Source organism: Paenibacillus sp. FSL K6-1558 (assembly GCF_038002565.1).
Lineage (GTDB): Bacteria > Bacillota > Bacilli > Paenibacillales > Paenibacillaceae > Paenibacillus > Paenibacillus polysaccharolyticus.
Genome location: NZ_JBBOCV010000001.1, coordinates 4,120,975 through 4,145,117, shown reverse-complemented (window position 1 = coordinate 4,145,117; position 24,143 = coordinate 4,120,975). Strand labels below are relative to the sequence as shown.

At 46.0% G+C, this 24,143-nt stretch carries 24 protein-coding genes; 9 read left to right on the top strand and 15 right to left on the bottom strand.

Annotation, left to right across the window (positions count from 1 at the left end; translation table 11 throughout):
• Positions 1 to 9: 9 nt before the first annotated feature.
• On the bottom strand, positions 10 to 741 hold the full coding sequence (locus MHI38_RS17930; protein ID WP_154892210.1) for a methyltransferase domain-containing protein: 732 nt from the start codon (positions 739 to 741) through the stop codon (positions 10 to 12).
• Between the two features lie 163 nt (positions 742 to 904).
• On the opposite strand from MHI38_RS17930, the gene MHI38_RS17925 reads away from it, so the two are divergent.
• A complete protein-coding gene (locus MHI38_RS17925; RefSeq protein WP_090924969.1) occupies positions 905 to 1,261 on the top strand; it encodes a hypothetical protein in 357 nt (118 codons plus the stop codon).
• 210 nt (positions 1,262 to 1,471) lie between these two features.
• Here the strand turns inward: MHI38_RS17925 and MHI38_RS17920 are convergent, their stop codons facing one another.
• The 3 genes from MHI38_RS17920 to MHI38_RS17910 all read right to left on the bottom strand — a co-directional run bounded on the left by MHI38_RS17920 (position 1,472) and on the right by MHI38_RS17910 (position 2,764).
• On the bottom strand, positions 1,472 to 1,699 hold the full coding sequence (locus MHI38_RS17920; protein ID WP_090924970.1) for a cold-shock protein: 228 nt from the start codon (positions 1,697 to 1,699) through the stop codon (positions 1,472 to 1,474).
• A gap of 185 nt (positions 1,700 to 1,884) precedes the next feature.
• Positions 1,885 to 2,085 carry a cold-shock protein gene (locus tag MHI38_RS17915; RefSeq protein ID WP_024633772.1) on the bottom strand — a complete coding sequence of 67 codons (201 nt, stop codon included), beginning with the start codon at positions 2,083 to 2,085 and terminating at the stop codon, positions 1,885 to 1,887.
• A 442-nt stretch (positions 2,086 to 2,527) separates the two neighbouring features.
• Positions 2,528 to 2,764 carry a DUF6953 family protein gene (locus tag MHI38_RS17910; RefSeq protein WP_090924971.1) on the bottom strand — a complete coding sequence of 79 codons (237 nt, stop codon included), beginning with the start codon at positions 2,762 to 2,764 and terminating at the stop codon, positions 2,528 to 2,530.
• Between the two features lie 483 nt (positions 2,765 to 3,247).
• Here MHI38_RS17910 and MHI38_RS17905 point away from each other — a divergent pair, with 483 nt between their 5' ends.
• Positions 3,248 to 3,919: a phosphatase PAP2 family protein gene (locus MHI38_RS17905; RefSeq protein WP_154892211.1), complete on the top strand. Its 672-nt coding sequence runs from the start codon at positions 3,248 to 3,250 to the stop codon at positions 3,917 to 3,919.
• Positions 3,920 to 4,086: 167 nt separating this feature from the next.
• On the opposite strand, the gene MHI38_RS17900 is transcribed toward MHI38_RS17905, so the two are convergent.
• On the bottom strand, positions 4,087 to 4,866 hold the full coding sequence (locus MHI38_RS17900) for a helix-turn-helix transcriptional regulator (RefSeq protein ID WP_154892212.1): 780 nt from the start codon (positions 4,864 to 4,866) through the stop codon (positions 4,087 to 4,089).
• Positions 4,867 to 4,979: 113 nt separating this feature from the next.
• Here MHI38_RS17900 and pyk point away from each other — a divergent pair, with 113 nt between their 5' ends.
• Positions 4,980 to 6,395, top strand: a complete 1,416-nt coding sequence (gene pyk / locus MHI38_RS17895) for a pyruvate kinase (RefSeq protein WP_090924974.1) — start codon at positions 4,980 to 4,982, stop codon at positions 6,393 to 6,395.
• A gap of 142 nt (positions 6,396 to 6,537) precedes the next feature.
• On the opposite strand, the gene MHI38_RS17890 is transcribed toward pyk, so the two are convergent.
• Together MHI38_RS17890 and MHI38_RS17885 are read right to left on the bottom strand one after the other, a co-directional pair.
• Positions 6,538 to 8,061, bottom strand: coding sequence for a methyl-accepting chemotaxis protein (locus MHI38_RS17890; RefSeq protein WP_154892213.1), 1,524 nt, complete (start codon positions 8,059 to 8,061; stop codon positions 6,538 to 6,540).
• Positions 8,062 to 8,245: 184 nt separating this feature from the next.
• Positions 8,246 to 8,695, bottom strand: a complete 450-nt coding sequence (locus MHI38_RS17885; RefSeq protein WP_341181485.1) for an SRPBCC family protein — start codon at positions 8,693 to 8,695, stop codon at positions 8,246 to 8,248.
• Positions 8,696 to 8,880: 185 nt separating this feature from the next.
• Between MHI38_RS17885 and MHI38_RS17880 the strand changes: the two genes are divergently transcribed.
• A complete protein-coding gene (locus MHI38_RS17880; RefSeq protein ID WP_341181484.1) occupies positions 8,881 to 9,300 on the top strand; it encodes a DUF6597 domain-containing transcriptional factor in 420 nt (139 codons plus the stop codon).
• A 27-nt stretch (positions 9,301 to 9,327) separates the two neighbouring features.
• Positions 9,328 to 9,699 carry a helix-turn-helix transcriptional regulator gene (locus MHI38_RS17875; RefSeq protein ID WP_253498513.1) on the top strand — a complete coding sequence of 124 codons (372 nt, stop codon included), beginning with the start codon at positions 9,328 to 9,330 and terminating at the stop codon, positions 9,697 to 9,699.
• A 60-nt stretch (positions 9,700 to 9,759) separates the two neighbouring features.
• On the opposite strand, the gene MHI38_RS17870 is transcribed toward MHI38_RS17875, so the two are convergent.
• Positions 9,760 to 10,293 (bottom strand): MOSC domain-containing protein, encoded by a 534-nt coding sequence (locus tag MHI38_RS17870; RefSeq protein ID WP_090924978.1) that lies wholly within the window; start codon positions 10,291 to 10,293, stop codon positions 9,760 to 9,762.
• A 238-nt stretch (positions 10,294 to 10,531) separates the two neighbouring features.
• Here MHI38_RS17870 and MHI38_RS17865 point away from each other — a divergent pair, with 238 nt between their 5' ends.
• The 4 genes from MHI38_RS17865 (at position 10,532) to MHI38_RS17850 (ending at position 14,841) form a co-directional block, all read left to right on the top strand.
• On the top strand, positions 10,532 to 10,930 hold the full coding sequence (locus MHI38_RS17865) for a DUF1304 domain-containing protein (RefSeq protein WP_154892216.1): 399 nt from the start codon (positions 10,532 to 10,534) through the stop codon (positions 10,928 to 10,930).
• Between the two features lie 109 nt (positions 10,931 to 11,039).
• The gene (locus tag MHI38_RS17860) at positions 11,040 to 11,840 is read left to right on the top strand and encodes a DUF4261 domain-containing protein (protein WP_154892217.1); all 801 of its coding nucleotides are present in this window, start codon (positions 11,040 to 11,042) and stop codon (positions 11,838 to 11,840) included.
• Between the two features lie 263 nt (positions 11,841 to 12,103).
• Complete coding sequence (locus MHI38_RS17855; RefSeq protein ID WP_154892218.1) at positions 12,104 to 12,463, top strand: hypothetical protein; 360 nt, start codon at positions 12,104 to 12,106, stop codon at positions 12,461 to 12,463.
• A gap of 398 nt (positions 12,464 to 12,861) precedes the next feature.
• Positions 12,862 to 14,841: a methyl-accepting chemotaxis protein gene (locus MHI38_RS17850; protein ID WP_154892219.1), complete on the top strand. Its 1,980-nt coding sequence runs from the start codon at positions 12,862 to 12,864 to the stop codon at positions 14,839 to 14,841.
• Between the two features lie 242 nt (positions 14,842 to 15,083).
• Here MHI38_RS17850 and MHI38_RS17845 read toward each other — a convergent pair whose 3' ends face one another.
• The 7 genes from MHI38_RS17845 to iolD form a co-directional block, all read right to left on the bottom strand.
• Positions 15,084 to 16,103 carry a LacI family DNA-binding transcriptional regulator gene (locus MHI38_RS17845; RefSeq protein WP_090924982.1) on the bottom strand — a complete coding sequence of 340 codons (1,020 nt, stop codon included), beginning with the start codon at positions 16,101 to 16,103 and terminating at the stop codon, positions 15,084 to 15,086.
• Positions 16,104 to 16,218: 115 nt separating this feature from the next.
• Positions 16,219 to 17,025 (bottom strand): 5-deoxy-glucuronate isomerase, encoded by an 807-nt coding sequence (gene iolB / locus MHI38_RS17840; RefSeq protein WP_154985910.1) that lies wholly within the window; start codon positions 17,023 to 17,025, stop codon positions 16,219 to 16,221.
• 123 nt (positions 17,026 to 17,148) lie between these two features.
• The gene (iolG, locus tag MHI38_RS17835) at positions 17,149 to 18,198 is read right to left on the bottom strand and encodes an inositol 2-dehydrogenase (RefSeq protein WP_341181483.1); all 1,050 of its coding nucleotides are present in this window, start codon (positions 18,196 to 18,198) and stop codon (positions 17,149 to 17,151) included.
• Between the two features lie 94 nt (positions 18,199 to 18,292).
• On the bottom strand, positions 18,293 to 19,768 hold the full coding sequence (locus MHI38_RS17830) for a CoA-acylating methylmalonate-semialdehyde dehydrogenase (protein ID WP_154985912.1): 1,476 nt from the start codon (positions 19,766 to 19,768) through the stop codon (positions 18,293 to 18,295).
• Between the two features lie 133 nt (positions 19,769 to 19,901).
• A complete protein-coding gene (iolC, locus tag MHI38_RS17825) occupies positions 19,902 to 20,912 on the bottom strand; it encodes a 5-dehydro-2-deoxygluconokinase (RefSeq protein ID WP_341181482.1) in 1,011 nt (336 codons plus the stop codon).
• Between the two features lie 152 nt (positions 20,913 to 21,064).
• The gene (iolE, locus tag MHI38_RS17820; RefSeq protein ID WP_341181481.1) at positions 21,065 to 21,958 is read right to left on the bottom strand and encodes a myo-inosose-2 dehydratase; all 894 of its coding nucleotides are present in this window, start codon (positions 21,956 to 21,958) and stop codon (positions 21,065 to 21,067) included.
• Positions 21,959 to 22,059: 101 nt separating this feature from the next.
• Positions 22,060 to 23,925 carry a 3D-(3,5/4)-trihydroxycyclohexane-1,2-dione acylhydrolase (decyclizing) gene (iolD, locus tag MHI38_RS17815; RefSeq protein ID WP_308723559.1) on the bottom strand — a complete coding sequence of 622 codons (1,866 nt, stop codon included), beginning with the start codon at positions 23,923 to 23,925 and terminating at the stop codon, positions 22,060 to 22,062.
• Between the last annotated feature and the right edge of the window lie 218 nt (positions 23,926 to 24,143).

Here is a 24,143-nt window from a genome sequence, read left to right as displayed (position 1 = left end):
CCTCTTTTTTTAATTCGTCCCAGCTTCTGTAGGAACTCTAGCCGCAAATACGGCATATCCCAGCCTTTTTCCGTATCTCAGAAGCAACCGGTCATTGGTACGACTCATTCGCTGTATATTTTTATCCTCAATCCAGTTCATATCCATCTCTCGTAAAGGGTCGTGATCGACTCCCCACTTGCCCATTGTACGCGATTGCTCCTTCACTTCAACTTTGGAGAATCCGCATCCCCTCAGTCGTTTCTTCCAAGCTGACACCGTTGCCAGTGTACGTATCCCATAAAATCGCTTCAGTCTGCGACTCATCAGCTCTGTTTTCCTTCCCGATAAAACCATTTCCCGATCGACAAGTAGTCCTCCAGGTTTTAGCACTCTTCGGTACTCAGCCAGTGCTCTGCGCCATGAGGTGAAAATCGTGACCGATTCGATAAACACCACGTCCACGTGATGATCTGGTAAGGGTAATGCTGTAGCGTCAGCTTGAATAAAACGCACATCAACCCGCTCTTTACGCGCACGCCTTACCGCTTTATCCAGCATGTGACGGTGCAGATCAACTGCAGTTACGTTGTACCCCTGACGGGCCAGATAACATGCTGTTCTTCCCGTACCACACCCAATCTCCAGAACATGAACCCCAGCAGGAAGCGATAATGAATCAAGCAGTTGCAGTGTGGCCGAAAATCCACCAGGATGAGCACTTCCTTCTCCTAAACGAGCAAGCAAATCATGATAATCCATGACTCCCCCTCCTTCCCTCCCTCCAGTCTATGGAACAAACCGAAAAACGGCTCCTGACTATGGAGAAAACCGGGTACTCGTCCATACCAATCCACTCGATTCCTACTATGATATACAAACCGTTGATTTCAGGCGGCAAACCGCAACTATGAGGGGGATATGCATGCACAGAATTCATCCGGTATGTGAAGAAACGGTGTCACCGCATGTGGGGCGCCCTGTCTGTCTTGTCATGAGAGACGGCACGCATATGTATGGTACACTTGGAGGCTGTCGGGACGGGAAGGTCTACTTGAATGAATGTTTTCAAGGTCCGCGCCTGTCTTCCGTCCAATCCAAGCAACAACTGCGCAGAGTAAGTAAAAAGAAATTATCATCAGCCAGAAAAGCTAAATCTTCAGCTTATGGTGGCTACCCATATGGCGGTGGATACGGTGGTTATGGTGGTTACGGATACGGAGCTGGCTATGACGTTGCCCTGATTGCTACGTTGTTCCTTCTTCCATTCTTATTTATCTAAATCTCAAAACAATCAGCTATTGTATGTATATTAGCAATCAACAAAACCTCTTCTTGTCCAATTACGGAACATGAAGAGGCTTTTTTTCTGCAACAAAAAAGGCATTCGCCTTAAACGAATGCCAGGATGTTCTTATTTAATTCCCTACCTCAGTCACGGACGTTCACTTTATCTAAAAAAAAACACCTCGCGAGAGGCGGGTAAGCTATATTAAATCCGATTTCCTTTAGACATCGTTTTCAGGTTACTATTCGAATTCTCAAGCAATGGCAGCATCCTAGTCGTGCTCACCATCTCAGAAGCACATATTGGACAAGTAGGTACGGTATCAAACGCAAAATTGTCCCGCATCCATCCTTTGCACGTATCACTCGTACATTCCCAGATTGCCGCATCTGCTTGTGGAATTTCTTCCAACGGTTTTTTGCGATTATACATGACTTCTACCCCCTTTGTTATGGAAACACATCTTACTGACGTTATTTCACAAAAGCCACTGCTTAGCGGAAGTGTAACATCCGCCGAACTTCTGCCTCGACAACGGTTGGGCCAACTTCATCTATAAATCAAAAAAAAGAAGCTGCCTTTATCATTATAACATGTTAAAGGCAGCTATGCTTTAATTACAGTTTTACAACTTCTTCTGCTTGAGGACCACGGTTTCCTTGTACAATTTTAAATTGCACGCGTTGACCTTCGTCCAGCGTTTTGAAGCCTTCGCCTGTAATAGCGCTGAAGTGTACGAATACATCTTCTCCGCCTTCAACTTCGATGAAACCGAAGCCTTTATCAGCGTTGAACCATTTTACTGTTCCGTTTTGCATGTGAATTACACCTCCAAATAAAGATTAACATGTTCCTTTGTTCTTTGCAGCAAGCAAATAAAAATTCACACATTGAAAAAGGTACCAGTCATAAAATATAAGTGATCGCCCTTTACAATATGTGAATTAGGTTTTCCACTCTGCTCTGTACAACTTGATTCTTAGTATACCTCTAATTGATTCAAAAAGCAAATCATTGTATTTTCTTTTCAAACAGCTTTGGAAATACCTGTTTATTATCTTCATGCCATGATCAGTCTGTGTTGTCCCCTGTGAAAGATCGTCTTTCTGCGGTCTTATGAAAGGATATGCAGTTCCCACCCAACTTATACATGATTTGTGAAAATGTTCTGTCTTGCATATCCATCATACTCAGGCCACTACTGCCCATCTTACTCAGAGTCAATGCAACAATATGTCGGCACCCGACTTAACTACACAACTAAGTCCATGCCCACATAAAAGCATCGCGATCCCAAGCAACCCGCCCGCCATGAAGCTTGCGAAATGCTTTTTTCACCTCTTTGGACAAGGAAGCATTACCGTTCTCATTAACAAAAACAAAATGCTCTCCGTAATGAGTTCTTACATATTCTATTGCTACTTCCTGACGAAGCGTGCCTGTAAACTTAATCTCAGAAACCATCCATTCAGCTACGTCCTGCGCCGTCTTTTCCATTCTTTCACCTGCCGTTCTTCAATTACAACGTGGTCAATCTTTTCTTGCCTGACTTTCTACCGTCTAAAGTATACCACGATTGTAGAAAATACGAAAAATAGGAAAGGACAGAGTTAGAACGAAGGAAAATTAAACGTTCTACAATCCTTTTCAGAGCAAGTGTACCCATTCCAGAGAGAGCGTAATATAATACCTTGCATGAACAGCTTGAATGCTTCGTAAGGAAGGTGCCGAAATCTTTAGTCATAATATAGTCATTCCTATCCTTGTCCCGATATGGATAAAAAAATAAAAAGTAACAAAAAAGAGATACATCTAATTGTATTTTACCCTAAAATCAGGTATGGCTTATCCCTCTGCCTGTCCATTATAGTAAGACTTAAGATTGAAACTGCAGGGGCGCTTCATCTATTTAGCGTCAAATGACTATGAAACTTAGATAACGATGAAATTGATAATGAATATCGAATCAGGGAGGATTTTATGAAAGCATTTTTTCAACGATGGGGACATCTGCTGGCCATTCTATGTATACCACTTCAAGGCTCCATTTATATGTTCCTAGGTAGTCAAGCGGGAAGTGATGTATTTTACAATTATGCCTGGATTGATACACAAATTCCTTTTATCAAAGAATTTATTATTCCATATGTCAGCTGGATGCCTATTCTATATCTAAGCTTTCTCTATCTTGGTTTAACGAATAAGTCGTTATTCTGGCGGACACTGCTCATTTATAACGTCGGGGTGATGGCAGCGAATGTTTGTTTTGTGGTATTCCCCTCGTATGTACCACGTCCGGAAGTGACTGGAACAGATCTAAGCAGTGTACTTGTGCAATTCATCTATTCTAATGATGCGCCTGTGAACTGTTTTCCAAGCGTCCATTGTTTAACAAGCTACATGTTGTTCATCATTCTCAACCGACATCTGAACGTTAAACCTGCCGTGCGAATCTTCGGCTCCGTCTGGCTATGGCTCATCATTGCTTCAACTGTCTTCGTCAAACAGCATTCCATGCTGGACGTCGTTGGTGGCATTGCTTTTGCTGAAGCCGCTTATTGGACAGTTCATGTGTTTGCCAAACGTCTGGGACAGACCGCAAAAAACAGCAAGCAACCAATCAGATCCACGCAGCCAAGCCGAAATGCATAACGTAGTTCCAGGACAAACATTATAGATAAACAGGTTGCGACATGGTACATTTCAACAATAACAACAATAATGATAAAGAGGGCTCAGGTGCCCTCTTTTTTTATTGCATTCTTCAGACTAAAGTTATTGATTATAAATTCCACTAGACCAGTACGGGCTACCATTCGTTAGACAATTGGGGGACGCTCATGCAAGAGATCGGATGGTGGGCTGCCCATAAGTCGTTTGAATATGCGGTAAAAATAAGACAGATCCCGGTAGCCGAGAAATTCGGCAATTTCCTGAATAGAGAGCTGCGACTCGGTGAGCAGGTACAGAGCCCTTTTCATCCGTTGGTCATGAACGTACTCGCTAATCGTCTGATTCGTTACAGTTTTGAACAGGGAGGCCGCATAATTGGGAGACTTTCCGATCTCGTCACCAAGCTCTTCCTTCGTTACCTTCTCCCGATAATGCTGCTCAATATACCGTTTCATCCGTTCCACGTACCGATGCCTCTCTGGCGGAATGATACCGCGATCGAGTTCCCGGTTAATATAAATTAGGACTTCCATCAATAAGGCCTGGCTCATCATGACATAATAAGAAGGACGCTCTTCCCATTGTTGCTGAATGCCCTTCATTCGCTGATGAATCAATTCGTAACAGCCTGGTTTATGCCTCAAAGGTTCACACTGTTCGAGTGCAGGCAGTTCTGCAGTCTCATTTTGCCTCAACAAAATAACAAACTGGGTGTGCGTAACCGTAGGAATACTCTTTCCATAATAGGGTGTCCCACCGGGAATAAGTAACAGTTCACCCTTTTCCATGATCTGTTTATCTCCGTTCACCCAATATACACATTTTCCATATGTAACCAAGCTAAGACGCCAAATCCCTTGTGGTTGCACGGCTTCTTCGTACCACCCTACGCCATTCACATGATGTACTTCAAGTGGAGTAACCATATAACACCTCATTATCGGACTATACTCTAATCATTGTACTATAGTTCATATCGTGATTCGACAGAAAACGCTACAATGTACACATAAGCACTAAATATGAGGAGGATATTAGCATGTTGAAAACCAAAATTATCTGTACTATGGGACCTGCTTGTGACTCAATCGAAACGTTGAAAGTAATGATTCAGGAAGGTATGACAGTTGCCCGTCTAAATATGGCTCATGGAGAGCTGGAAGATCACGTGGGACGGATTAACAATATCCGTACAGCTGCTGCTGAACTGAACAAATATATCCCCATTATGATGGATATCAAAGGACCGGAAGTACGGATCGGTAAATTAAAAGAGGCTTCGGTTCACTTGCAGGCAGGTAAAGAACTTACGCTGACTACTGAGGATATTCTTGGCGATGTAGAGCGTATCTCTGTAAACTATCCTGAATTGAATCTGGTTGTGAAACCAGGAGATCGCATTCTGATTGACGACGGCTTGGTTGATCTGACTGTATTGTCTGTTGAAGGTTCAGAGATTCACTGCAAAATCATCAGCGGCGGTATCCTGAAACCACGTAAAGGTGTGAACCTGCCGGGAATCAAAACGACTTTGCCAGGCGTAACCGAGCGTGACGTAATGCACATCGGATTCGGGATCGAGAACAACATCGAGATTATCGCAGCATCCTTTGTTCGTAAAGGCGATGACATTCGTGAAATCCGTAGCATTCTCAAAGAACGCGGTCAAGACCATGTACAGATCATCTCCAAAATCGAGAACCAAGAAGGCATGACCAACCTGGATGATATCATCGAAGCATCCGACGGCATTATGGTAGCTCGTGGTGACCTCGGGGTTGAAGTTCCGATTGAAGATGTACCGATGATGCAAAAAGAAATGATCGACAAATGTAACAAAGCCGGCAAACCGGTTATCGTCGCTACACACATGTTGGAATCCATGCAAGTAAATCCTCGTCCGACACGTTCTGAGGTAAGTGACGTGGCAAATGCGGTACTGCAAGGCGCAGACGTTGTAATGTTGTCTGGCGAATCCGCTGCTGGTAAATATCCGATCCAATCTGTTCGTACGATGGCTGCTGTTGCACGTCGCGCAGAAACAATGATCGATTACAAAGAACAATTCAACCAAAAATCTGCGCAGCAAGTGGCTGACATTACCGAAGTTATCAGTCAGGGAGCAGTGAGTTCTTCCCTCGTTCTGAATGCTAAAGCGATTATTACTTCGACAGAGAGTGGTTTCACAGCTCGCATGATCTCCAAATATCGTCCAAAAGCACCGATCATCGCAGTCACTCAACATGAGGAAGTGCTGTCCAAAATCTGCCTGCTCTCCGGCGTTATTCCGGTAATGGGTGATAAAGTGACAACAACGGATGAAATGTTCGAATCTGCAACACGCAATGCGATCAAAACAGGTTACATTGAAAAAGGTGACATTATCGTATTGTCAGCTGGTGTGCCAATCGGCCAATCCGGTAACACCAACCTGATTAAAGTACTGCAAGTATAATTACGAATCGCGGCATAGCGAAAAAGTATGAAATCAAAAATCCACCGGGATGTGAAATCCGGTGGATTTTTTGGTTTTCCTCTTTTACTTACTAAATTAAAAGCTGAACGAGAAAAAATCGATCTATTTTTTTACACAGAAACTACAAGTTGCGCGAATAGTTAACCAGATCCTGTGACATGTTGTTGATCTCATCCATTGAGGCATTGACCTGCTGCGTCAGGGCTGCCTGATTCTGAGTCAATGTGGACATGTTGCCGATATGCTGCAAAATATGATCAATTAACGTTTTCATTTTCTGCATGCTATCTTCAATGTTGACCGTTGCCTCCGAACTGTGATCAGCCAACTTCCGCACTTCCCCAGCTACAACGCCGAAGCCCAAACCGAGTTCGCCTGCACGTGCGGCTTCGATGGCTGCATTCAAACCGAGCAGATTCGTCTGACTGGCAATCTCTCGAATAAACGCTGTAATGCTTTTCGTATCGTCCACACTATCCCGAACTTGTATTGCCGCATCAGCGGATAATTCCTGAGCATTAACCAGCTCCTGTGCCTGATCCGTAATGGAGTTAATGCCACGCACCATCTCTTCGATCGACTCGGACAACTGTTTAGTTTTCAAATTCATCGCTTCGACAATGACTTCTTTGTTCTTCTGGTGAGTCACATCCCGAATTGTCCCGGCAACACGAAGCGGTACGCCATTCTCGTCACGAATGGTTTCACCACCCGCATGATACCAGCGATACTCCCCGTCTTTCCGTTGCAAACGGTAGTCAAGATCGTACGGCGTTCTGCCGCTGTAATCATTCATATGTTCAGCAAATGCATTGATCGTACGGTCATGATCTTCGGGATGAAGACGAGAGCTCCAGCTGCTGAACACATTCGGAAAATCTTCTTCATTCTTGAAACCGAGTTCTCTGCGGAACTGTGGCGACCACCAGAATTCATTGTTTGGATTGACTACATCCCCGGCAACGACCGTCATATCCCACGGCGCTTCTACAAGTGCACGGTTGACGAGATCATAACGGGTAACAAGCGCCTCGAGTTCATCTGACTTGATCTTCTCCTCATGAACGTCGAACATGACTCCAATTAACTTAACCGGAGCACCTGTAGCATCTCTCAGAAGTCGTCCAAGACATCTGAACCAACGAACATCTCCGTTTTTCAAAACCATACGGCTTGTAACATTATATCCCGCTTGGTCATTCGGATCATTCACATGTCTCGTAATATCCTCCACAAGCTGTGGTCTGTCCTCTGGATGCACAGATTTAGCCCAACTGGCGAATTCATTGGGGAAGTCCTTCGAATTACTATAGCCCAGCATCTTCCGGAACTCTTCCGAGAATGAAACGATGTTATTGTGATCCAGCGGATTACCTGCAACGATCTTCGACTCCCATATCGCCGCTTGGAGTGCCTGATTCAACATGGTAAGACGCATTTGCGCAACCTCATGCTGTGATTGCATCAGTTGTACTGCTTTTTGAATATTTCCCAAAATTTCATCATTGCCTTGTGCATCAGCATCTGTCCCGCTCCAAAACTGGCCCTTCTGAGCGTTCTCAAGCAAACGACGGCTGTAACTCAGCAATTGCTCATGTGAATCTATACGATTCGATTTGCTTACTTCACTACGTTTCAAAAACATCGCGGTATCCCCTCTTATGTAAGGTGTCTTTATATATTCTTCGACATATATTGACAAGAAGTGTAGGTCTAAAGTCTCCAATGTAAAAAAAAAACGCAAATCTCCCTCAGTTGGAGAAGATCCACGTTGTTAGATGATATTCTGTTTTTTGTATAACTCCGATTTACGTAAAAATAATTCTCTACTACCATCCGAAATTAAGCGTTTTGCCCGTCTCGACCCATGTTTTAATACTACTTAGAATCATCCACCAGCTATTCTGCGCATTGGCATAGGAAGGATGGTTATCTGTAAACCGATCATTGATCAGCGTCAGCTTGGTACACTCCCCTACGTTCTCCAACTGAAAGATGACTCTCGACTGAAGCTCGGCATGATTGGAATGATACGAGGGCCCTGGATGTTCCAGGTAGCCAAGTGTGGAGAGCGGCTCAAACTCCAGAATCTCACCATATACATGGACGGTTTCCTCACCATCATTACCGGGCCCGACATAAGCAAAGGGCTGTCCAGGTTGAAAATTCGAACGAAGCTCACTGCCGAAGAAGCTACTGCGTGTACCCTCCGAGGATATCAGAGCATTCCATACTTCTTCACGCCCTGCATTGATATAAATTTCATATTTTAGATCCATCACTTGCGCACTCCCTTTCATACACTCAAAATACGGCATTTCTCCCGCATTTCTATCCTATCTATAAACCCCATTACTCGTATTGTAAAAACGCGACAACGACGAAAAATCCGTTATACTAAAGAAGACTCATTGAACCAGATCGCTTCACCATCTTTTCCAAAAAGGAAGGAGTGTACACAGGTATGCACAGGACAGGCAAGCTCGATCCGCCCCCCATGGGTTTGCTTCATCTGGAAGTAGGCAGGCAACAATATCAGTTACTGCGAGTGCCTCCAGCCGAGGAACTGAATCCATTTGTCAAACATTACTGGATGGTGTCCTGGGATCTTGCGGGCAGTGACACGTATCCCCAGCATGTCGTACCTAACCCCTGCGTCAATCTGGTTGTTGAACGAAACAAAACATTTTTTTTTGGGCCTTCTGATCAAAAGTTTACCTACGCTATTCACGGCAAAGGTTGTGTTTTCGGCGTAAAGTTCAGACCGGGGGGATTCTATCCCTTCCTTCGAGCACCCGTTTCTACTCTCTACGGGAAACCACTTGAGGTATCGGGTCTGCTCGGCATCCGTGCCGGAGCATTAGAAGATATTTTGCTTGGTTAAGACGCTATGGAGGAAAAAGCCCGCTATATGGATCAAATGCTTTCTGCACGCCTTCCCGCGAAGGACATTGACGCAAGCTTAACCTGTGCTATTGTGCAGCATATTGAGCAAGATCGGGATATGCTGAGAGTAGATCAGCTGTCATCCCACTGGAATCTGCATACACGCAAACTCCAGCGTCTGTTTAATCAATATGTCGGCATCAGCCCCAAAACAGTCATCCAATTATATCGCCTGCAAAATGCCGCTGAATGCATCGAACGCGGCTTAGCCTGCGACCTGGGCAAGTTATCTCAAGACCTGGGATACCATGATCAATCTCATTTTATTAAAGACTTCAAATCCATCATTGGCAGCACACCCGAAGAATATATGCTGTTGTCTGCATCTGTTCCATGAAGCAGAAGCGGAAACCATGCAGGATGAGAATCTATGAAATACAGCCACCAGGATAGATACCTAAGGCAAACGTATCACTTCAATCGTGTCACCTGTATGAATGGTACCCTCACGTTCAACGGAACAGACGATACCGCGTTTCTTGCGGGCGGCCGGCACAAACTTTTTGCGCAAACCCTCCTGTCCGTAGAACTGTTCAATGACTTTTCCAGGATGCACGCAAGGCAGGTTCTCTCCTTCACAGATCAAGCCTGTTCCATCAGGAAACAGAAGTCTGGTTCCCACGGGCAGTTCAGTCAATTGCTCTATACCTCGAACCAGTATATTGGCACCAAGCCACTCGGGACGCACTTCCGGAATGTTCATCTTCTGGGCGATCAAAGCGCACTCTTCCTCAGAAACGATGCTGATCTGCCGGCGATTGGCAATCGGCGTACCCCGTTTGTAGATTTTCTGACGGGAATCTGCCGGTCTTAACAGACCGTAATGCCGATCACCGGGTATTCCAGCAAGTTCAATATCTATAAAGGGCACTACCCTTGTTACAAATGTAGACGGATCATCTGCAAGCAGAACAAATTGAGCTGTTCCCATTAAACTCCCCTCCCTTTCTGGATCATTCACTTTCCCCTGTTACTCTAAGTGTTATTACTCTGTGTATGAATTTTTGATAATCGGTAGATGCTGATAGGTAAAAGGTATGTCTTATTATCTTACCCACTTTTCGAAGTTAGAAGAAAATCACGAATAAAATTCAATTACAGTATACGAAATTAAATTGCAAAAAATTAATTTGAAATTCCACGTTTATATGCTAATCTATATATTAAGTATGATAGGAGTTCATTACATAGTAGAAAGCAGGGTGTTTCTTTTGATAGGTACTATTTTTGTTGCTCTTGTAGCTGTTGAACACTTCTATATCATGATTATGGAGATGTTCATGTGGACACGTCCACGCACGATGAAAACGTTTGGCACTACACCGGAGTTTGCTAACTCCACCAAAGCTCTTGCCGCAAATCAGGGTCTGTACAACGGTTTTCTTGCAGCCGGTCTGATCTGGGGCCTGTTGTATCCGGATTCCAGTGTAGGGCTGCATATTCAGATTTTCTTCTTAGCATGTGTAATCATTGCGGCTCTTTACGGCGGTGCAACTTCTTCACGATCCATTATTATCAAACAGGGTTTGCCGGCTATCATAGCACTTTTGCTTGTATTGTTCCTGTAACTTGGTTAAAACGGGCAAAATCTGCGACTGAACCCTCGGATATGGTAAGGTAGGAAGTATATCTTACCAATCACCAGAATGGTTCTGGGAGTAGAAAGGGGAACATGTCATGGGACTGTTTGACAAGCTGCGTCGGCGCAAAAAGGAAAAGGTACCATCCAGCGTTGTTGCTCCGCAGACGGATTATAGTCAAACCATTGTCGGATTTGTGCTATTAGAACGGGAAGACTGTGATTTTAATCTTTTTATCGACCGGATGAAGATGGAATGGAATATTGAGATTAATGAACAAGCCGAGGAAGGCAACCTCTTCTTTGAAGTTGATGGAATGCAGGTCGTGTGCGCTCACATTGCCGCACCTGTACCCGATCGCGAGGTCGAGGAGAATGCGAAGTTAAACATTCTTTGGCCAGAAGCTGAACAGGTAACTGCAAGGCACCAGTCTCAGATCATTGTATCTGTTCTGAATGCAACAGATGCTATTCAAGGACACATCCTTTTTACTCAAACCGCATCCGCATTACTGCAATTGGATCATGCTCTCGCAATCTACATGTCTCCACTTGTCGTTGAAGCAGGTAAGTATGTGGAGGTAAGCCGTGGGCTTAAAGAGGATGAATTACCGGTACCTCTATGGGTGTTCATTGGTCTGTATCAAAACACCGAAGGTGCTTCAGCTTATACGTACGGCCTGCGTAACTTCGGGAAAGTTGAGATGGAGATTACTGGATCGTCCAAGCCATTAAGTGATGTCTTTGAGATGATGTTTATGACAACCACCTATGTTGTTGAAAATGATGTTACCCTGCATGATGGTGAAACTCTTGGATTCACTCCAGAGCAGAAATTAAGCATTACTCTTTCCAAGGGAATTGCTACGGAAGGGGAAAGCCTGAAGATTGGCTTATAACCGTTCCTGATACTCCCTTGCAATACTGATATTCACAAAAGCCGCCTGGCGATAATACTCCGGGCGGCTTTTGATTTTTAGAACCCTTCCAGAGTCCACGCTTGACCGGAGTTGTAAACCCCGCATTTTACTCTACTAGAATTATATGGTTCAAAAGAACTACAATCATGTGAATTCCATATTCAACCATCGCAGAAAACAGTATAATTAATAGGCTATTAGACTTATATAATACATAAAACAATCAATGAGGAGCTGCTTTTATGTCTGTCAAACGTTTGGATTCAACAAAACCGATAATTGAGATTACGTGGGAGGGGATTGTCTCACCAGAGCAGGTCGATCAAGTTAACGCAGAGATTGAAAAGATCGCCCCGCAACTAGGTCAACCATTTGATGTACTCGTTGATATGATACACATGAAGGCTTTTCCGCAAGACACGAAGGAGAAAATGGTGGAGCATCAAAAAAGACTGAAAGACCTGGGCATGAAACGGGCCAGTGTGGCTGTCGGTGGAGCGATCGCCAAAATGCAGCTCAATCGAATCTCCAAAGAATCAGAACATCAGACCGAATTCCAATGGGAAACGTATGATGAGGCATTGGAATTTTTATTGAAATAAGAGTGCAATATGATGTGTTTAAAAAAGGGTGCTTTCCATTGGAAAGCGCCCCTTTCATTTTTCTCGTTTATTAAGCAGCTTATAAAGTGCAATATACTAGGATAATATCTCATTTTAATTCTCCGTGTGTCTAGAAAGAGCGTTTTCAAGTAAGAAGTATAAATATACAAGATCTCGCGGAAAGCTATACATTTTAATTTAATAATGACGATATATTTCATATACCAGAGCTGTAATCCACACTATCATAATCGTTATTTCGCTTGTGTTTTTTTAACATGTGGGTTACGGATCTATCGAACTTTTCATGGGGTAAAGCAACTACAGAGAATAGAAGGGATTCTGTAACATCACATGAGTTTCATTCAACAGAGAATTAACATACTAGGAGGAATAATATGAAGCTCAAACCTAAATTAATGGTAATGTTTATGGCCTCTGTGCTAGTTACTGCACTGCCTCTTGCCCTTCTTGGTTTGTATCAAACAGAAAATCAGGCTACCCATAACGTCAAATCTCTACTTCATGGGTTAATGAATTCAGCGACTAACCAGTTAGAGGGGTGGATTGCGAGCAATGCCAAGGTCGTCGAAACCTTAGGCTTTGTAATCGAACAAGCTGTGCCTGAAGGCACGCTTACAGAGGATTATTTCAAAATAATGAACATGGGCGATAATAAGGACTATCTATCCGATCTATACTTTGGCTCAGAGAAAGATGGCACCTTCATGAACGGATCAGATTGGTCACCGGATGCAGGTTACGATCCACGTGAACGCCCATGGTATGAACAGGCCAAACAAGCATCTACCTTAATATTCTCTGACCCTTATCAGGATATGATGACTAAAAAATACGCTATTTCCATGGCTATGCCTGTTCATAATAAACAAGGGAGCCTAGAAGGAGTCGTCTCAGGCGTTTTATTGCTCTCTACCTTAAAGGATACAGTTAATAAAATTAATCTAAACGGACTCGGGTACTCCTTTTTGATAGACAAAAATGGGATGATTCTCGCCCATCCAGAGGATAAAATGTTGAACACCTCTGCCAAGGATAATCCAGAATTAAGTCCCCTGCTCGCAGATATGCAGAGCAATCCTTCAGGGGAGAAGTCGTTTCAATATAACGGGGAAGATTATTTGTTATTCTATAACCAGATTCCTAGTACAGGCTGGGTGATTGGTTCCGTGATTTCAAAAAAACTTGCCTATGCTGAATTTTATCAGTTGCGTAATAACTATATTCTAATTATTGGAGCTACACTTCTGGCTGTACTGGCAGGAGCTTACTGGATTGCGACACTGTTCATCAAACCGTTGAAACAGCTGCACCAGACTTCCATGCAAATGTCAGGCGGTGACTTCACGGGACGGGTTAACGCGAAGGGCAAAGATGAATTTGCCGAACTCGGCATCGCCTTTAACCAAATGTCTGATCAACTCGGCACACTGCTACGCCAAGTCACCACCTCGGCTGACCGGGTACACGGCATATCAGGAGAGATGCAGGAACACACGGAAAATACCAAACGAATTGCTGAACAAATCTCGATTGCCACAGATGAGCTGGCTCAAGGCTCCAGCACACAAGCTGAATCCGTCTACGATGGATCAGGTCGTCTGGCTATTATGAGTGACAATGTTGGGGGTATTAACCGCAGTGTAGAACAATCGGTGGAGATGATACGTGACGCCGGTGAAGCGATGCTCACAGGTCTGCAAGCCGTGGATCACCAGGTTGAACTGGCAGACGGCAATCGTCACTCCATTGACCGGGTAGGTGAATCCATTACACTGCTTGCCGACAAGTCTCAGAAGATTGAGGGCATCGTTGCTATGATTCAAGGCATCGCCTCTCAAACCAATCTGCTGGCGTTAAATGCTTCGATTGAAGCTGCACGAGCGGGTGAACACGGACGGGGCTTCGCTGTTGTGGCAGAAGAAGTACGCAAACTTGCCGAGCAATCTGCCGATTCTGCCAAAGACATTATCATACTGCTGAATGAAATTCAGACTGCCAGCGGCATGAGTGTTAACGAAGTACGCACTGCTGAGCAGGGTGTGGAGCAACAGGTTGCTGCCGTGCACAATATGCGTGAATCCTTTGTCCGCATTCAACAGTCGATTGAAGGTATTGAAGCTCAGTTGAAACAAGTCTCCTCTGCTACGACGGAACTGGACGACAATGCTGGCAAAGTTGCCGAGGTGATCTCCAGCGTTGCGGCGATGTCGGAGCAAAGCGCTGCTTCGACGGAAGAAGTGGCTTCTTCCACACAAGAGCAATTCAATTATATTACCAGCATCTCCGAGCGCTCTAATGAATTGGCTGAGCAATCCAAAGCATTGGCCGACGAGGTGAAAAAGTTTAAAGTGTAATCTTCAATATCGATACGGATGACCTCTGCAAAAGGAAATGCATATCCAAGCTGATTAAATCAAAAAATCAGTATTATAGATATAAAAAAACAGACCTCATTATGCTCCCAGATGGTGCATAATGAGGTCTGTTTACTGTTTGGTTATGTGTCACAGACACCATTGAAACTTTGCATGGTACCGCAGCAGATAAATAATCAACAGGTACGGTTAGATCCCGTGTTTTACATTAAATGCTACGACTATTTACGCAGCTCTGCTGGTGCTTGGCCTGCCGAATCCCGAACCACCAACTCGGGTTTAAGTACAATTTTTTGTGGAGCCTTCTGTTCATCCTTTAGCTCATCGATCAACAAATCCACTGCCCGACGGCCCAAATCTTCAATTGGTTGGGCAATCGTGGTCAGAGGTGGACTCGTTACTGAAGCAAGAATCGTATTGTCGAATCCGATAATGGATACATCTCTCGGTACACGTAGTCCTAACTCCTTGGCTGCTTGAAGTGCACCAATCGCCTGAATATCATTACAACAGAATAAGCCTGTCGGATGATTCTGTTCACCGAGTAGCCGCAATGCTTCTTGTTTGGCAGAGCCTAGATCTGCAGCTGATTCACGGATCTGATCAGGCTCCAGTACGTATCCTGCCTTATTTAATGCTTCACGGAAGCCACGTATCCGTTCCTGACTGCTACTGACTTTGGATGGCTCAGACAAAACTGCCAGACGCGTATGTCCAAGTTCAAGCAGATGTTGCGCAGCCAATAAGCCGCCAAGTCTATCGTCAATGGTGACCGTATGCACTGACAACGCGGGCATATGGCGGGCAATCAGCGCAACAGGCATCGACTGCTGCAAGAGCGGTGACAGAATTTCGGCATTATCGATCCCGGTTCCGATCATCATGCCGTCGACTCTTTTTTGCTGCAACAGGTTCAGGTATCGCTCTACTCGCTCGTCCTTGTTATCCGTACTACAGATCACCACGCTATATCCCAACTGGCGGCTACGATCCTCTACTGCCCGGGCAAGTTCGGCAAAATACGGATTCGAAATATCCGGCACAAGCAGGCCTAGCGTATACGTCTGTTTACCTGTCAGTGCGGCAGCAATTGCGCTCGGTTGATAGTGAAGCCGCTCCATGATCTCCATAATCTCGGCACGGCGCTTCTCACTGATCTTGCCTTTGCCGTTAATCACCTGCGAGACGGTGGCAATCGATACCCCCGCCTCGCGTGCTATATCGTAAATGGTTGCTTTCATCGTTTTTCCCCATTTGTGCTATATATAAATTCATTATACATAGATGATTATTCTCTTCTTATTATGAAGGGGGAATACTGCTTACGCAATGTGAAGACGAAATTACTTATGACTTTTACTTTTTGAAAAGCCACTCATGATCCGGGTCGTTATGGAACTTCCACGTTCGTGTCGGCCCAGCCATCACATTCAAATAATAGACTTCATATCCCGGAGGCGCACCTACCGGATGGTATCCATTCGGCACAAGCACAACCTCGCCGTTTTTCACGGCAAGCGTCTCGTCCATAGAACGATCATCGGTGTACACGCGTTGAATGGCAAATCCCTGCTCCGGCTGCACACGGAAATAATACGTTTCCTCTAGCAGTGATTCATCCGGCAACGCATCCCGATCATGTTTATGCGGCGGATAGCTCGACCAGTGACCGTCCGGTGTGAACACTTCAACGACCAGCAGGCTATCGGCTTCCTTTTGCTCCGGTAAAATGTTATGGATATGACGCTCCAGATTGCCGTAACCGCGCCCTTCCACACCTACATCCTCAGGAGCGATCAAGCGTGAAGGATACGTACCTTTCCCTGGAGCAACACAAATCGCGATCTCCAGCTCGGTAAGTGCCGTAACCTCAATCTGATCTGACGTGGACACATAGACAGAGTACGGAGGAATTTTTTCGAAAACGCTCATGCGTTTCCCGATATTCTCCCATGTATGCTCCCGAGTACTTACATTCGCAAGCCCGCTGAGAAGCACCACGCATAGCTCCTGGTCTCCACTCTCACGGCTTAGCTTCTCCCCTGCTGCTAGTTTCGCAACCTGAAATCCGACGTATTCCCAGCCAGCAGATTCCGGTGTCACCGTTAATATTGTCCCGTCTGCCTCCGGGTTTGCGGCAGGTTTTACAATAAGTTCTGACATGTTATTGATCCACTCCTTCCATACTCGTCTGCTATCACTTGATCTGATCCTTGTGTGTTTGACATAGATAACATTCATTCATTTTGAAGAGAAAATTGCTTTGCAACTTCTACTAAATTCTACTTAATTTGCCGGTTGCGTCTCACGCGATGCACCTGGAACTTCTGTCATCTTCACAGGTCTTCCCTGCTCCATGGACATCTTGGCTGCCAAAGCGATCCGCTCTGCCTGTACTGCATCGTTACCGTCTACAATGACGGGTTTATCATGAATAATGGCATCGATGAAAAGAGCAGTCTCCTGCACATATGCTTCATTGTAACGTTCAAGGAAGAAGTGCAGTGGTTTGTCGCGCATCAGTCCAGCTGCTGTGCTGATCTCCGCTGTATTCGGATGATCATTATCCGCCGAAGCGCTGCCCAGCGAACCGAATACTTCCACACGTTGATCATATCCGTACACGGCCTGACGGCTGTTGTCGATCACACCAATTGCGCCATTAGCAAACGTTAACGTAACGATGGCTGTATCCACATCACCATGTTCTGCGAATACCGGGTTAATGAGTACCTTGCCTTTGGCGTAAACTTCCTCTACTTCACTGCCGGACAAATAACGGGCCATATCGAAATCATGAATCATCATATCCATGAAAATTCCGCCGGATACCCGGATATATTCCGCAGGTGGTGGGCTCGGGTCACGGGAAGTAATCTTGAGAATATGTGGATCACCAATCGTGCCTTCCAGCACATGAGAGCGTACTCTTCTGAAGTTGTGGTCAAAGCGGCGGTTAAATCCGATCTGAAGTTTCACGCCAGCCTTTGCTACAGCCGCTACAGCCGCTTCGGTCTGGGACAAGTCCATGCTTACCGGCTTTTCACAGAAGATATGTTTACCCGCTTGTGCTGCTTGCTCGATCAACGGTACATGTGTATCTGTTGAAGAACAGATTAATACTGCATCAATGTTTGGCATAGCAATGAGCTCACTGCTGTCTTTGGTGACAACAGAGATGCCGCGTTTAGAGGCCCACGCCTCCAGTTCAGGTCCTGCGAACAAATCACTGATCGCTACAATCTCGGCATTCGGGTTACGCAGCAGGTTGTCTGCATGGATTTTGCCGATACGTCCAGCACCAATGATGCCAATTCTTACTTTGTCCTTGCCCATTCCGTTATCCTCCCTATTTGCATCCCTATGGTGTCTGGGAACTGAGCCCTTGCTCAGCCCCTGTATTGCATGCTGTACGCTGTGCGTTGATCGATTACCAGCGTGTAGTTACCATTTTTTTGCGAGTGTAGAACTCTACACCATCCGTGCCGTTAGCATGCAGATCACCGTAGAAGGATTTCTTCCAACCGGAGAATGGGAAGAAGGCCATCGGAGCTGGTACGCCCAGATTAACGCCCAGCATACCCGCTTCAATCGTTTCACGGAACTGGCGCATATTCGCACCGCTGCGAGTAAACAGGCATGCCCCGTTAGCAAAGTCTGAACGGTTTGCCAGTTCTACCGCTTCCTCCAGCGTTTCTACTCTTGCCACCGAAAGTACTGGAGCGAAGATTTCATCTTTCCAGATTTTCATGGTGCTATCTACATGATCAAATACAGTTGGCCCTACAAAATAACCGGAGCCGTCTGTCGCTTGATCCTTACGTCCATCCCGAATCAAGGTTGCGCCTTCCTGTTCACCTGACTCAATGTAACCCAGTGTACGCTCTTTGTGAGGTCCACGGATTACCGGTCCCAGGAATACACCTTCGTCCATACCATTACCGATGTTGATCCGGTCCGCCGCTTCCACCAGCTTTTGTACCAAAGCATCCGCCACATCGCCAACAGCAACCACAACGGAGCAAGCCATACAACGTTCGCCAGCTGATCCAAATGCTGCACTTGTGATCTCTTTTACGGTCAGATCAAGGTCAGCATCCGGCATAACGATGGAGTGGTTCTTCGCACCAGCAAGTGCCTGAACACGTTTGCCGTGTGCAGAAGCTGTTTTGTAGATGTATTCAGCAACAGGTTGTGAACCGACAAAGGAAATAGCCGCAACTTCTTTATGCTCAAGCAATCCGTTTACAACGTCATGTGCACCGTGAACGATGTTGAGTACGCCGTCTGGAAGTCCCGCTTCTTTGAAAAGTTCTGCCAAACGTCCGGCCAGGAGCGGAGTACGCTCTGACGGCTTCAGAACAAATGTGTTACCGCAAGCAATCGCTAGCGGGAACATCCAGCACGGTACCATCATCGGGAAGTTGAACGGAGTAATTCCGCCGATGACCCCGATTGGGTAACGGTACATGCCTGATTCCAGTCCTGTAGCGATGTCAGGCAACTGTTTGCCCATCATGAGGTTCGGGGCACCTGCCGCAAATTCAACGCACTCAATCCCGCGCAATACTTCACCATAAGCCTCGGCATAACTTTTACCGTTCTCCAGTGTCACCAGTTTAGCCAACTCTTCCCAGTGCTCTACCAGTAGTTGCTGATAACGGAACAAAATGCGGGCACGGCGAGGAACCGGTGTGGTGCTCCATGATTTGAATGCTGTCCGTGCAGCCTGTACGGCCTGATCCACATCCGCTTGTTCAGACAGCGGTACGTATGCAATAATCTCTTCTGTAGCCGGGTTAACAACCGCTTCGGTTCGTGTCGTTGTCGGGGTTACCCAAGTACCCCCGATCCAGTTTTGTACGTTCGTCACTGTTGCAGACGTTTCTGAAGTCCCTTTTCCCATGTGTGTTGTCTCCCCTCGTTTATGTGCGTTACTTCTATGCGTTTCTTTCCTATCCATTGCGTATTTTCGTATCACGAATTCCCATTGATCCAACATGGATCATCTAGAACAAAGCCATCTGTTTACGGCTGCATCAAGACGGAATAATCTCGCCCCGGTTGCAGCGTTCGATATACTCATTCACTTGTTCTACAGTCGGCATTGCATCCGAGCAGCTGTGACTGGAGATAACGATACTTGCTGCAGCACTTCCGTAACCCATACTGCGCTCAATCGTCCAGCCTTGCATTAAGCCGTAGAGGAATCCCGCAGCGTAGGAGTCGCCTGCACCGAATGTTTTTACGACACGAGCAGGGTAACTGTTAGCCCGGTGCGAGAGCCCTTCACGCGTATACGCGATGGAGCCTTCTTTTCCGTGCTTGATCACAACGATTTTCGCTGAAAAATCAAACCATTTCTGTGCTGTCACCTGATCATTATGATCCGGGTTATTCTCAAATGTCTCCATCATGTCGAACTCTTCTCGTGTTCCCAGAATGATATCGCATTTCTCGGCAGCGAGGTTATAATAGACTGCTGTCTCTTCTTCCGATGTCCAAGTATATGGACGGTAGTCCAAATCAAATACGATGACAGTGCCATGTTTTTTTGCATAAGTCAGAGCTTGAATAACTGCTTCCCGTGATGGGCTCTGTGCGAGAGCTGTACCGGAGATCAACAACACTTTGGAATCCGCAATTAGTTGCTCCTGTACCTCGCTAGCCTGCAATAAAAGATCCGCTACGTTGTCTCGATACATCAAAATACTGCAGTCTGTCGGGCTTTTGATCTCGGTAAAAGCAAGTCCGGTTACTGCCCCCGTGTTATCAGTCACCACATTGGAGGTGTCGATCCCGTTCTTCTCCAGATAACTTTGGATGAATCTGCCCATCTGATCACCTGCGATTTTGCCGATGAAAGCCGTCTCCATGCCAAGTCTGGACATGCCGATTGTAATATTGGCCGGAGAACCGCCAACGTATTTGGTGAACGTCATCGTCTCTTCCATCGGACGGTTGATCTCATTGGCATTCAAATCGATGCACAAGCGGCCAATGGCAGTGAAATCCTTCTTCCTGGATGCTGGAAAGGATACGTAAGTCATTGCGTTTGAGCCCCTTTCTATGGTGGAAATTTCGATTGGTTAGGAGATAATTCTTACTCCATTTATATGAATTCATATTGGTTCTTTTTAATTTGCTACACATATAGAGGCTAGGCTGGCTAGCAGTCTTTCGTTGCGTTGTCTTTACTACCCTAGTACAGAGACTCCATGTAACTCAGAGAGCGTTTTGCATACTCATACGGATTATGAATGGCAGGATCTTGTTCTCCTTCGAGCATCGCCCAGCCGTTATACCCGCGAGTGATCAGTTCCTGCAGGATCGGTGCAAAATCAATGCAACCATCTCCTGGTACCGTGAATACCCCCCTGCGAATACAGCCAACAAAGTCAGATTGCTCCGCTCGTGCCTGATCCAGCACATCCGGGCGAATATCCTTCAGATGGATGTAGGCAATCCGGTCGTAATGTTTACGCAGCACCTCAAGTGGATCAGCGCCGCCATAATAGGCATGGCCTGTATCAAAGAGTAAGTACACCAGTGATGGGTCTGTGAGCTCCATCAAACGATCAATTTCATCAGGTTGCTCAACTACCGTGCCTCCGTGATGGTGATAGGTGAGTTTCAGCCCATACTCCTGAGCAATGGCACCAGCTTGGTTCAAACCTTCAGCAAGAACATGCCATTCGGCATCACTGAGTCTAAGCACTTCTTTTTCATTCGGTGTCCGTCTTGGATCAAAATGAAGTGACCCGCCAACCTCGGCTGTACTAATGACCTTGCTGCCCATGGACTGCAGAAATTCAGCATGTCTGCGATAATCGTCCAGCTCCGCTTGGCGATATGCCGGATCGGAGAACAGTACGGATTTCCACTGGGAGATCAGATTAATATTCCGCTTGCTCAGTTCTTCACGCAGTGTAGCGGGATCGGTCGGATACTTGCGTCCCATCTCAGTACCCTTCAATCCCAGACGCTGAATATCGTCCAGAATCTGCGCACAAGTTGTATGATCACCATGTTCTTTCACATCTTCGCCGACCCAATTGATCGGATGAATCCCAAGCTGGAATGGCAGCTTGCTCATGATTCCACGGCTCCTTTTGTTGTTCAGCTTTGTCAGACTTTATCTTTATGAGAAGAGATTTATTTATAAAATAAATGAGTAGATGAGATTAGTAGCGTGAATTACACCCGTTTTGCTTTACCACGATTTGATTTCATCGTCTCGTGGGCACGAACGACTTTCTCCTCAACAGATACTTCAGGTACGCCGACATTCCACCATGACTCATATCCGCCCGTGTTGGTCCCCGGTACAACCGGAATTTCAATCAATGTTGTTACCGTCTCGTTCTTGGCATCCCGAAGTGCCTGTTCCAGTTGCTCTGCGGTTTCCGCACGATATGCTTTCGCTCCCATACTGCGAGCGTGAGCCGCAAAATCCATAGGCATATACTCACCCGTCAAACGGCCACTGTCTGTTTCACGATAACGGAACTCGTTCCCGAATCCGTCACTGCCATGTTCACGTTGCAGATTATGAATGCACTGGAAGCCATTATTATTAAATAAAAGAACCGTCATTTTCTTCTGTTCCTGCAGACTTGTAACCAGTTCAGAATGCAACATCAGGTAACTGCCGTCACCCACCATGGCGTAGACTTCACGATCCGGCTCTGCAAGTGCTGCTCCGAATGCACCGCTGACCTCGTATCCCATACAAGAGAACCCATACTCCATGTGATAAGTCTTCGGCTCAGCAGTACGCCACAAACGGTGCAAGTCCCCTGGGAGACTACCTGCCGCACAGACAATTACCGAGGATGGATCAATCGTGCGATTTACAATACCAATGGCTTTGGTCTGCGCCAGACCGGCTTCATGCTCCGCAGCGTAGAGTCGATCCACTTCTGTATTCCATTGATCACGAAGTTCAGCCACTTCAGATGAACCATATGCACTGCTGTACTGTTGTGCCTTCAATTCTTGTTGCAACGCCTGCAAGCCTTCACGGGCATCAGCCAGGATAGCTTCCCCGCCTAACTTGGCAGCATCCATACTATTCAAGTTGATGTTGATAAAGGATACTTCTGGATTTTGAAAAGCAGCATGTGAGGCCGTGGTAAAATCGGAGAACCTCGTACCCACGCCGATCACGACATCTGCTTCTTTAGCCAAGCGATTGGCTGCCAGAGAACCGGTAACCCCGATGGCCCCCACATTAAGCGGGTGTTCCCAAGATACTGCGCTTTTGCCTGCTTGCGTTTCAGCAATTGGAATACCGAAAGCTTCGGCGAACTCGATCAGTTGTGCAGATGCCTCAGAGTACAGCACCCCGCCGCCCGCAACGAGCAGGGGCTTTTTGCTATGGGTGATCTGCTTCGTTGCCCGTTCAATGGCTGCCTGAACAGGTGGCCTGCGATCCAGATAATGCACTTTACGGGCAAAGAAAGATTCCGGGTAGTCATACGCTTCTGCCTGCACATCCTGAGGTAATGCCAGCGTAACAGCTCCTGTCTCAGCTGGGTCGGTCAATACACGCATAGCATTGGTAACTGCAACCATCAACTGTTCCGGGCGCACGATGCGATCCCAGTATTTGCTGACCGCTTTGAACGGATCTGTAGCCGATATGGTATAGTCACTGCTTACTTCAAGTTGTTGCAATACTGGATCTGGCTCTCTTGTAGCAAAGTTATCTCCTGGGAGAAGCAATACCGGAATCCGGTTCACCGTTGCTGTTGCTGCGGCAGTAATCATATTCAGTGCACCAGGGCCGATAGATGTAGTGCATGCGTAGATCTGTTTGCGGTTTTTCTGTTTGGCATACGCTGCAGCTGTGTGCACCATACCTTGTTCGTTCTTACCTTGCATATACGTCAGGCTTCCAGAGCTGCGTTCTAATGCTTCCCCGATGCCTGTTACATTCCCGTGTCCAAATATTCCGATAATTCCTTTTACAAACTTGGTCTCTACCCCATCTACCGAGATATACTGCTGATCCAGGTATCGAAGCAAGGCCTGAGCCATCGTTAGTCGAATCGTTGTCATGAATTGATCGCCATCCTTTCCTTTACGGGTTAAGCGCTTAATCTAAGTTAAGTTTAAGCGCCTTACCCCTAAAGGTTAAGCGCTTAATTTATATGGTATTACAGGCTGAGCATTTTCGCAAGCTATTTTTGAAAGCGTTTTATTAAAATTAGGTTGGATTTGCGTAAAATAAGGGGTGAGATCGTACGATGCTGGAGGAATGTAAGGTATAAATGATC

Bases quoted from the DNA above. Each gene is read 5' to 3' on its own strand.
- MHI38_RS17930 (WP_154892210.1), bottom strand. From the start codon at position 741: ATGGATTATCATGATTTGCTTGCTCGTTTAGGAGAAGGAAGTGCTCAT.
- MHI38_RS17925 (WP_090924969.1), top strand. From the start codon at position 905: ATGCACAGAATTCATCCGGTATGTGAAGAAACGGTGTCACCGCATGTG.
- MHI38_RS17920 (WP_090924970.1), bottom strand. From the start codon at position 1,699: ATGTATAATCGCAAAAAACCGTTGGAAGAAATTCCACAAGCAGATGCG.
- MHI38_RS17915 (WP_024633772.1), bottom strand. From the start codon at position 2,085: ATGCAAAACGGAACAGTAAAATGGTTCAACGCTGATAAAGGCTTCGGT.
- MHI38_RS17910 (WP_090924971.1), bottom strand. From the start codon at position 2,764: ATGGAAAAGACGGCGCAGGACGTAGCTGAATGGATGGTTTCTGAGATT.
- MHI38_RS17905 (WP_154892211.1), top strand. From the start codon at position 3,248: ATGAAAGCATTTTTTCAACGATGGGGACATCTGCTGGCCATTCTATGT.
- MHI38_RS17900 (WP_154892212.1), bottom strand. From the start codon at position 4,866: ATGGTTACTCCACTTGAAGTACATCATGTGAATGGCGTAGGGTGGTAC.
- pyk (WP_090924974.1), top strand. From the start codon at position 4,980: ATGTTGAAAACCAAAATTATCTGTACTATGGGACCTGCTTGTGACTCA.
- MHI38_RS17890 (WP_154892213.1), bottom strand. From the start codon at position 8,061: ATGTTTTTGAAACGTAGTGAAGTAAGCAAATCGAATCGTATAGATTCA.
- MHI38_RS17885 (WP_341181485.1), bottom strand. From the start codon at position 8,695: ATGGATCTAAAATATGAAATTTATATCAATGCAGGGCGTGAAGAAGTA.
- MHI38_RS17880 (WP_341181484.1), top strand. From the start codon at position 8,881: ATGCACAGGACAGGCAAGCTCGATCCGCCCCCCATGGGTTTGCTTCAT.
- MHI38_RS17875 (WP_253498513.1), top strand. From the start codon at position 9,328: ATGGATCAAATGCTTTCTGCACGCCTTCCCGCGAAGGACATTGACGCA.
- MHI38_RS17870 (WP_090924978.1), bottom strand. From the start codon at position 10,293: ATGGGAACAGCTCAATTTGTTCTGCTTGCAGATGATCCGTCTACATTT.
- MHI38_RS17865 (WP_154892216.1), top strand. From the start codon at position 10,532: ATGATAGGAGTTCATTACATAGTAGAAAGCAGGGTGTTTCTTTTGATA.
- MHI38_RS17860 (WP_154892217.1), top strand. From the start codon at position 11,040: ATGGGACTGTTTGACAAGCTGCGTCGGCGCAAAAAGGAAAAGGTACCA.
- MHI38_RS17855 (WP_154892218.1), top strand. From the start codon at position 12,104: ATGTCTGTCAAACGTTTGGATTCAACAAAACCGATAATTGAGATTACG.
- MHI38_RS17850 (WP_154892219.1), top strand. From the start codon at position 12,862: ATGAAGCTCAAACCTAAATTAATGGTAATGTTTATGGCCTCTGTGCTA.
- MHI38_RS17845 (WP_090924982.1), bottom strand. From the start codon at position 16,103: ATGAAAGCAACCATTTACGATATAGCACGCGAGGCGGGGGTATCGATT.
- iolB (WP_154985910.1), bottom strand. From the start codon at position 17,025: ATGTCAGAACTTATTGTAAAACCTGCCGCAAACCCGGAGGCAGACGGG.
- iolG (WP_341181483.1), bottom strand. From the start codon at position 18,198: ATGGGCAAGGACAAAGTAAGAATTGGCATCATTGGTGCTGGACGTATC.
- MHI38_RS17830 (WP_154985912.1), bottom strand. From the start codon at position 19,768: ATGGGAAAAGGGACTTCAGAAACGTCTGCAACAGTGACGAACGTACAA.
- iolC (WP_341181482.1), bottom strand. From the start codon at position 20,912: ATGACTTACGTATCCTTTCCAGCATCCAGGAAGAAGGATTTCACTGCC.
- iolE (WP_341181481.1), bottom strand. From the start codon at position 21,958: ATGAGCAAGCTGCCATTCCAGCTTGGGATTCATCCGATCAATTGGGTC.
- iolD (WP_308723559.1), bottom strand. From the start codon at position 23,925: ATGACAACGATTCGACTAACGATGGCTCAGGCCTTGCTTCGATACCTG.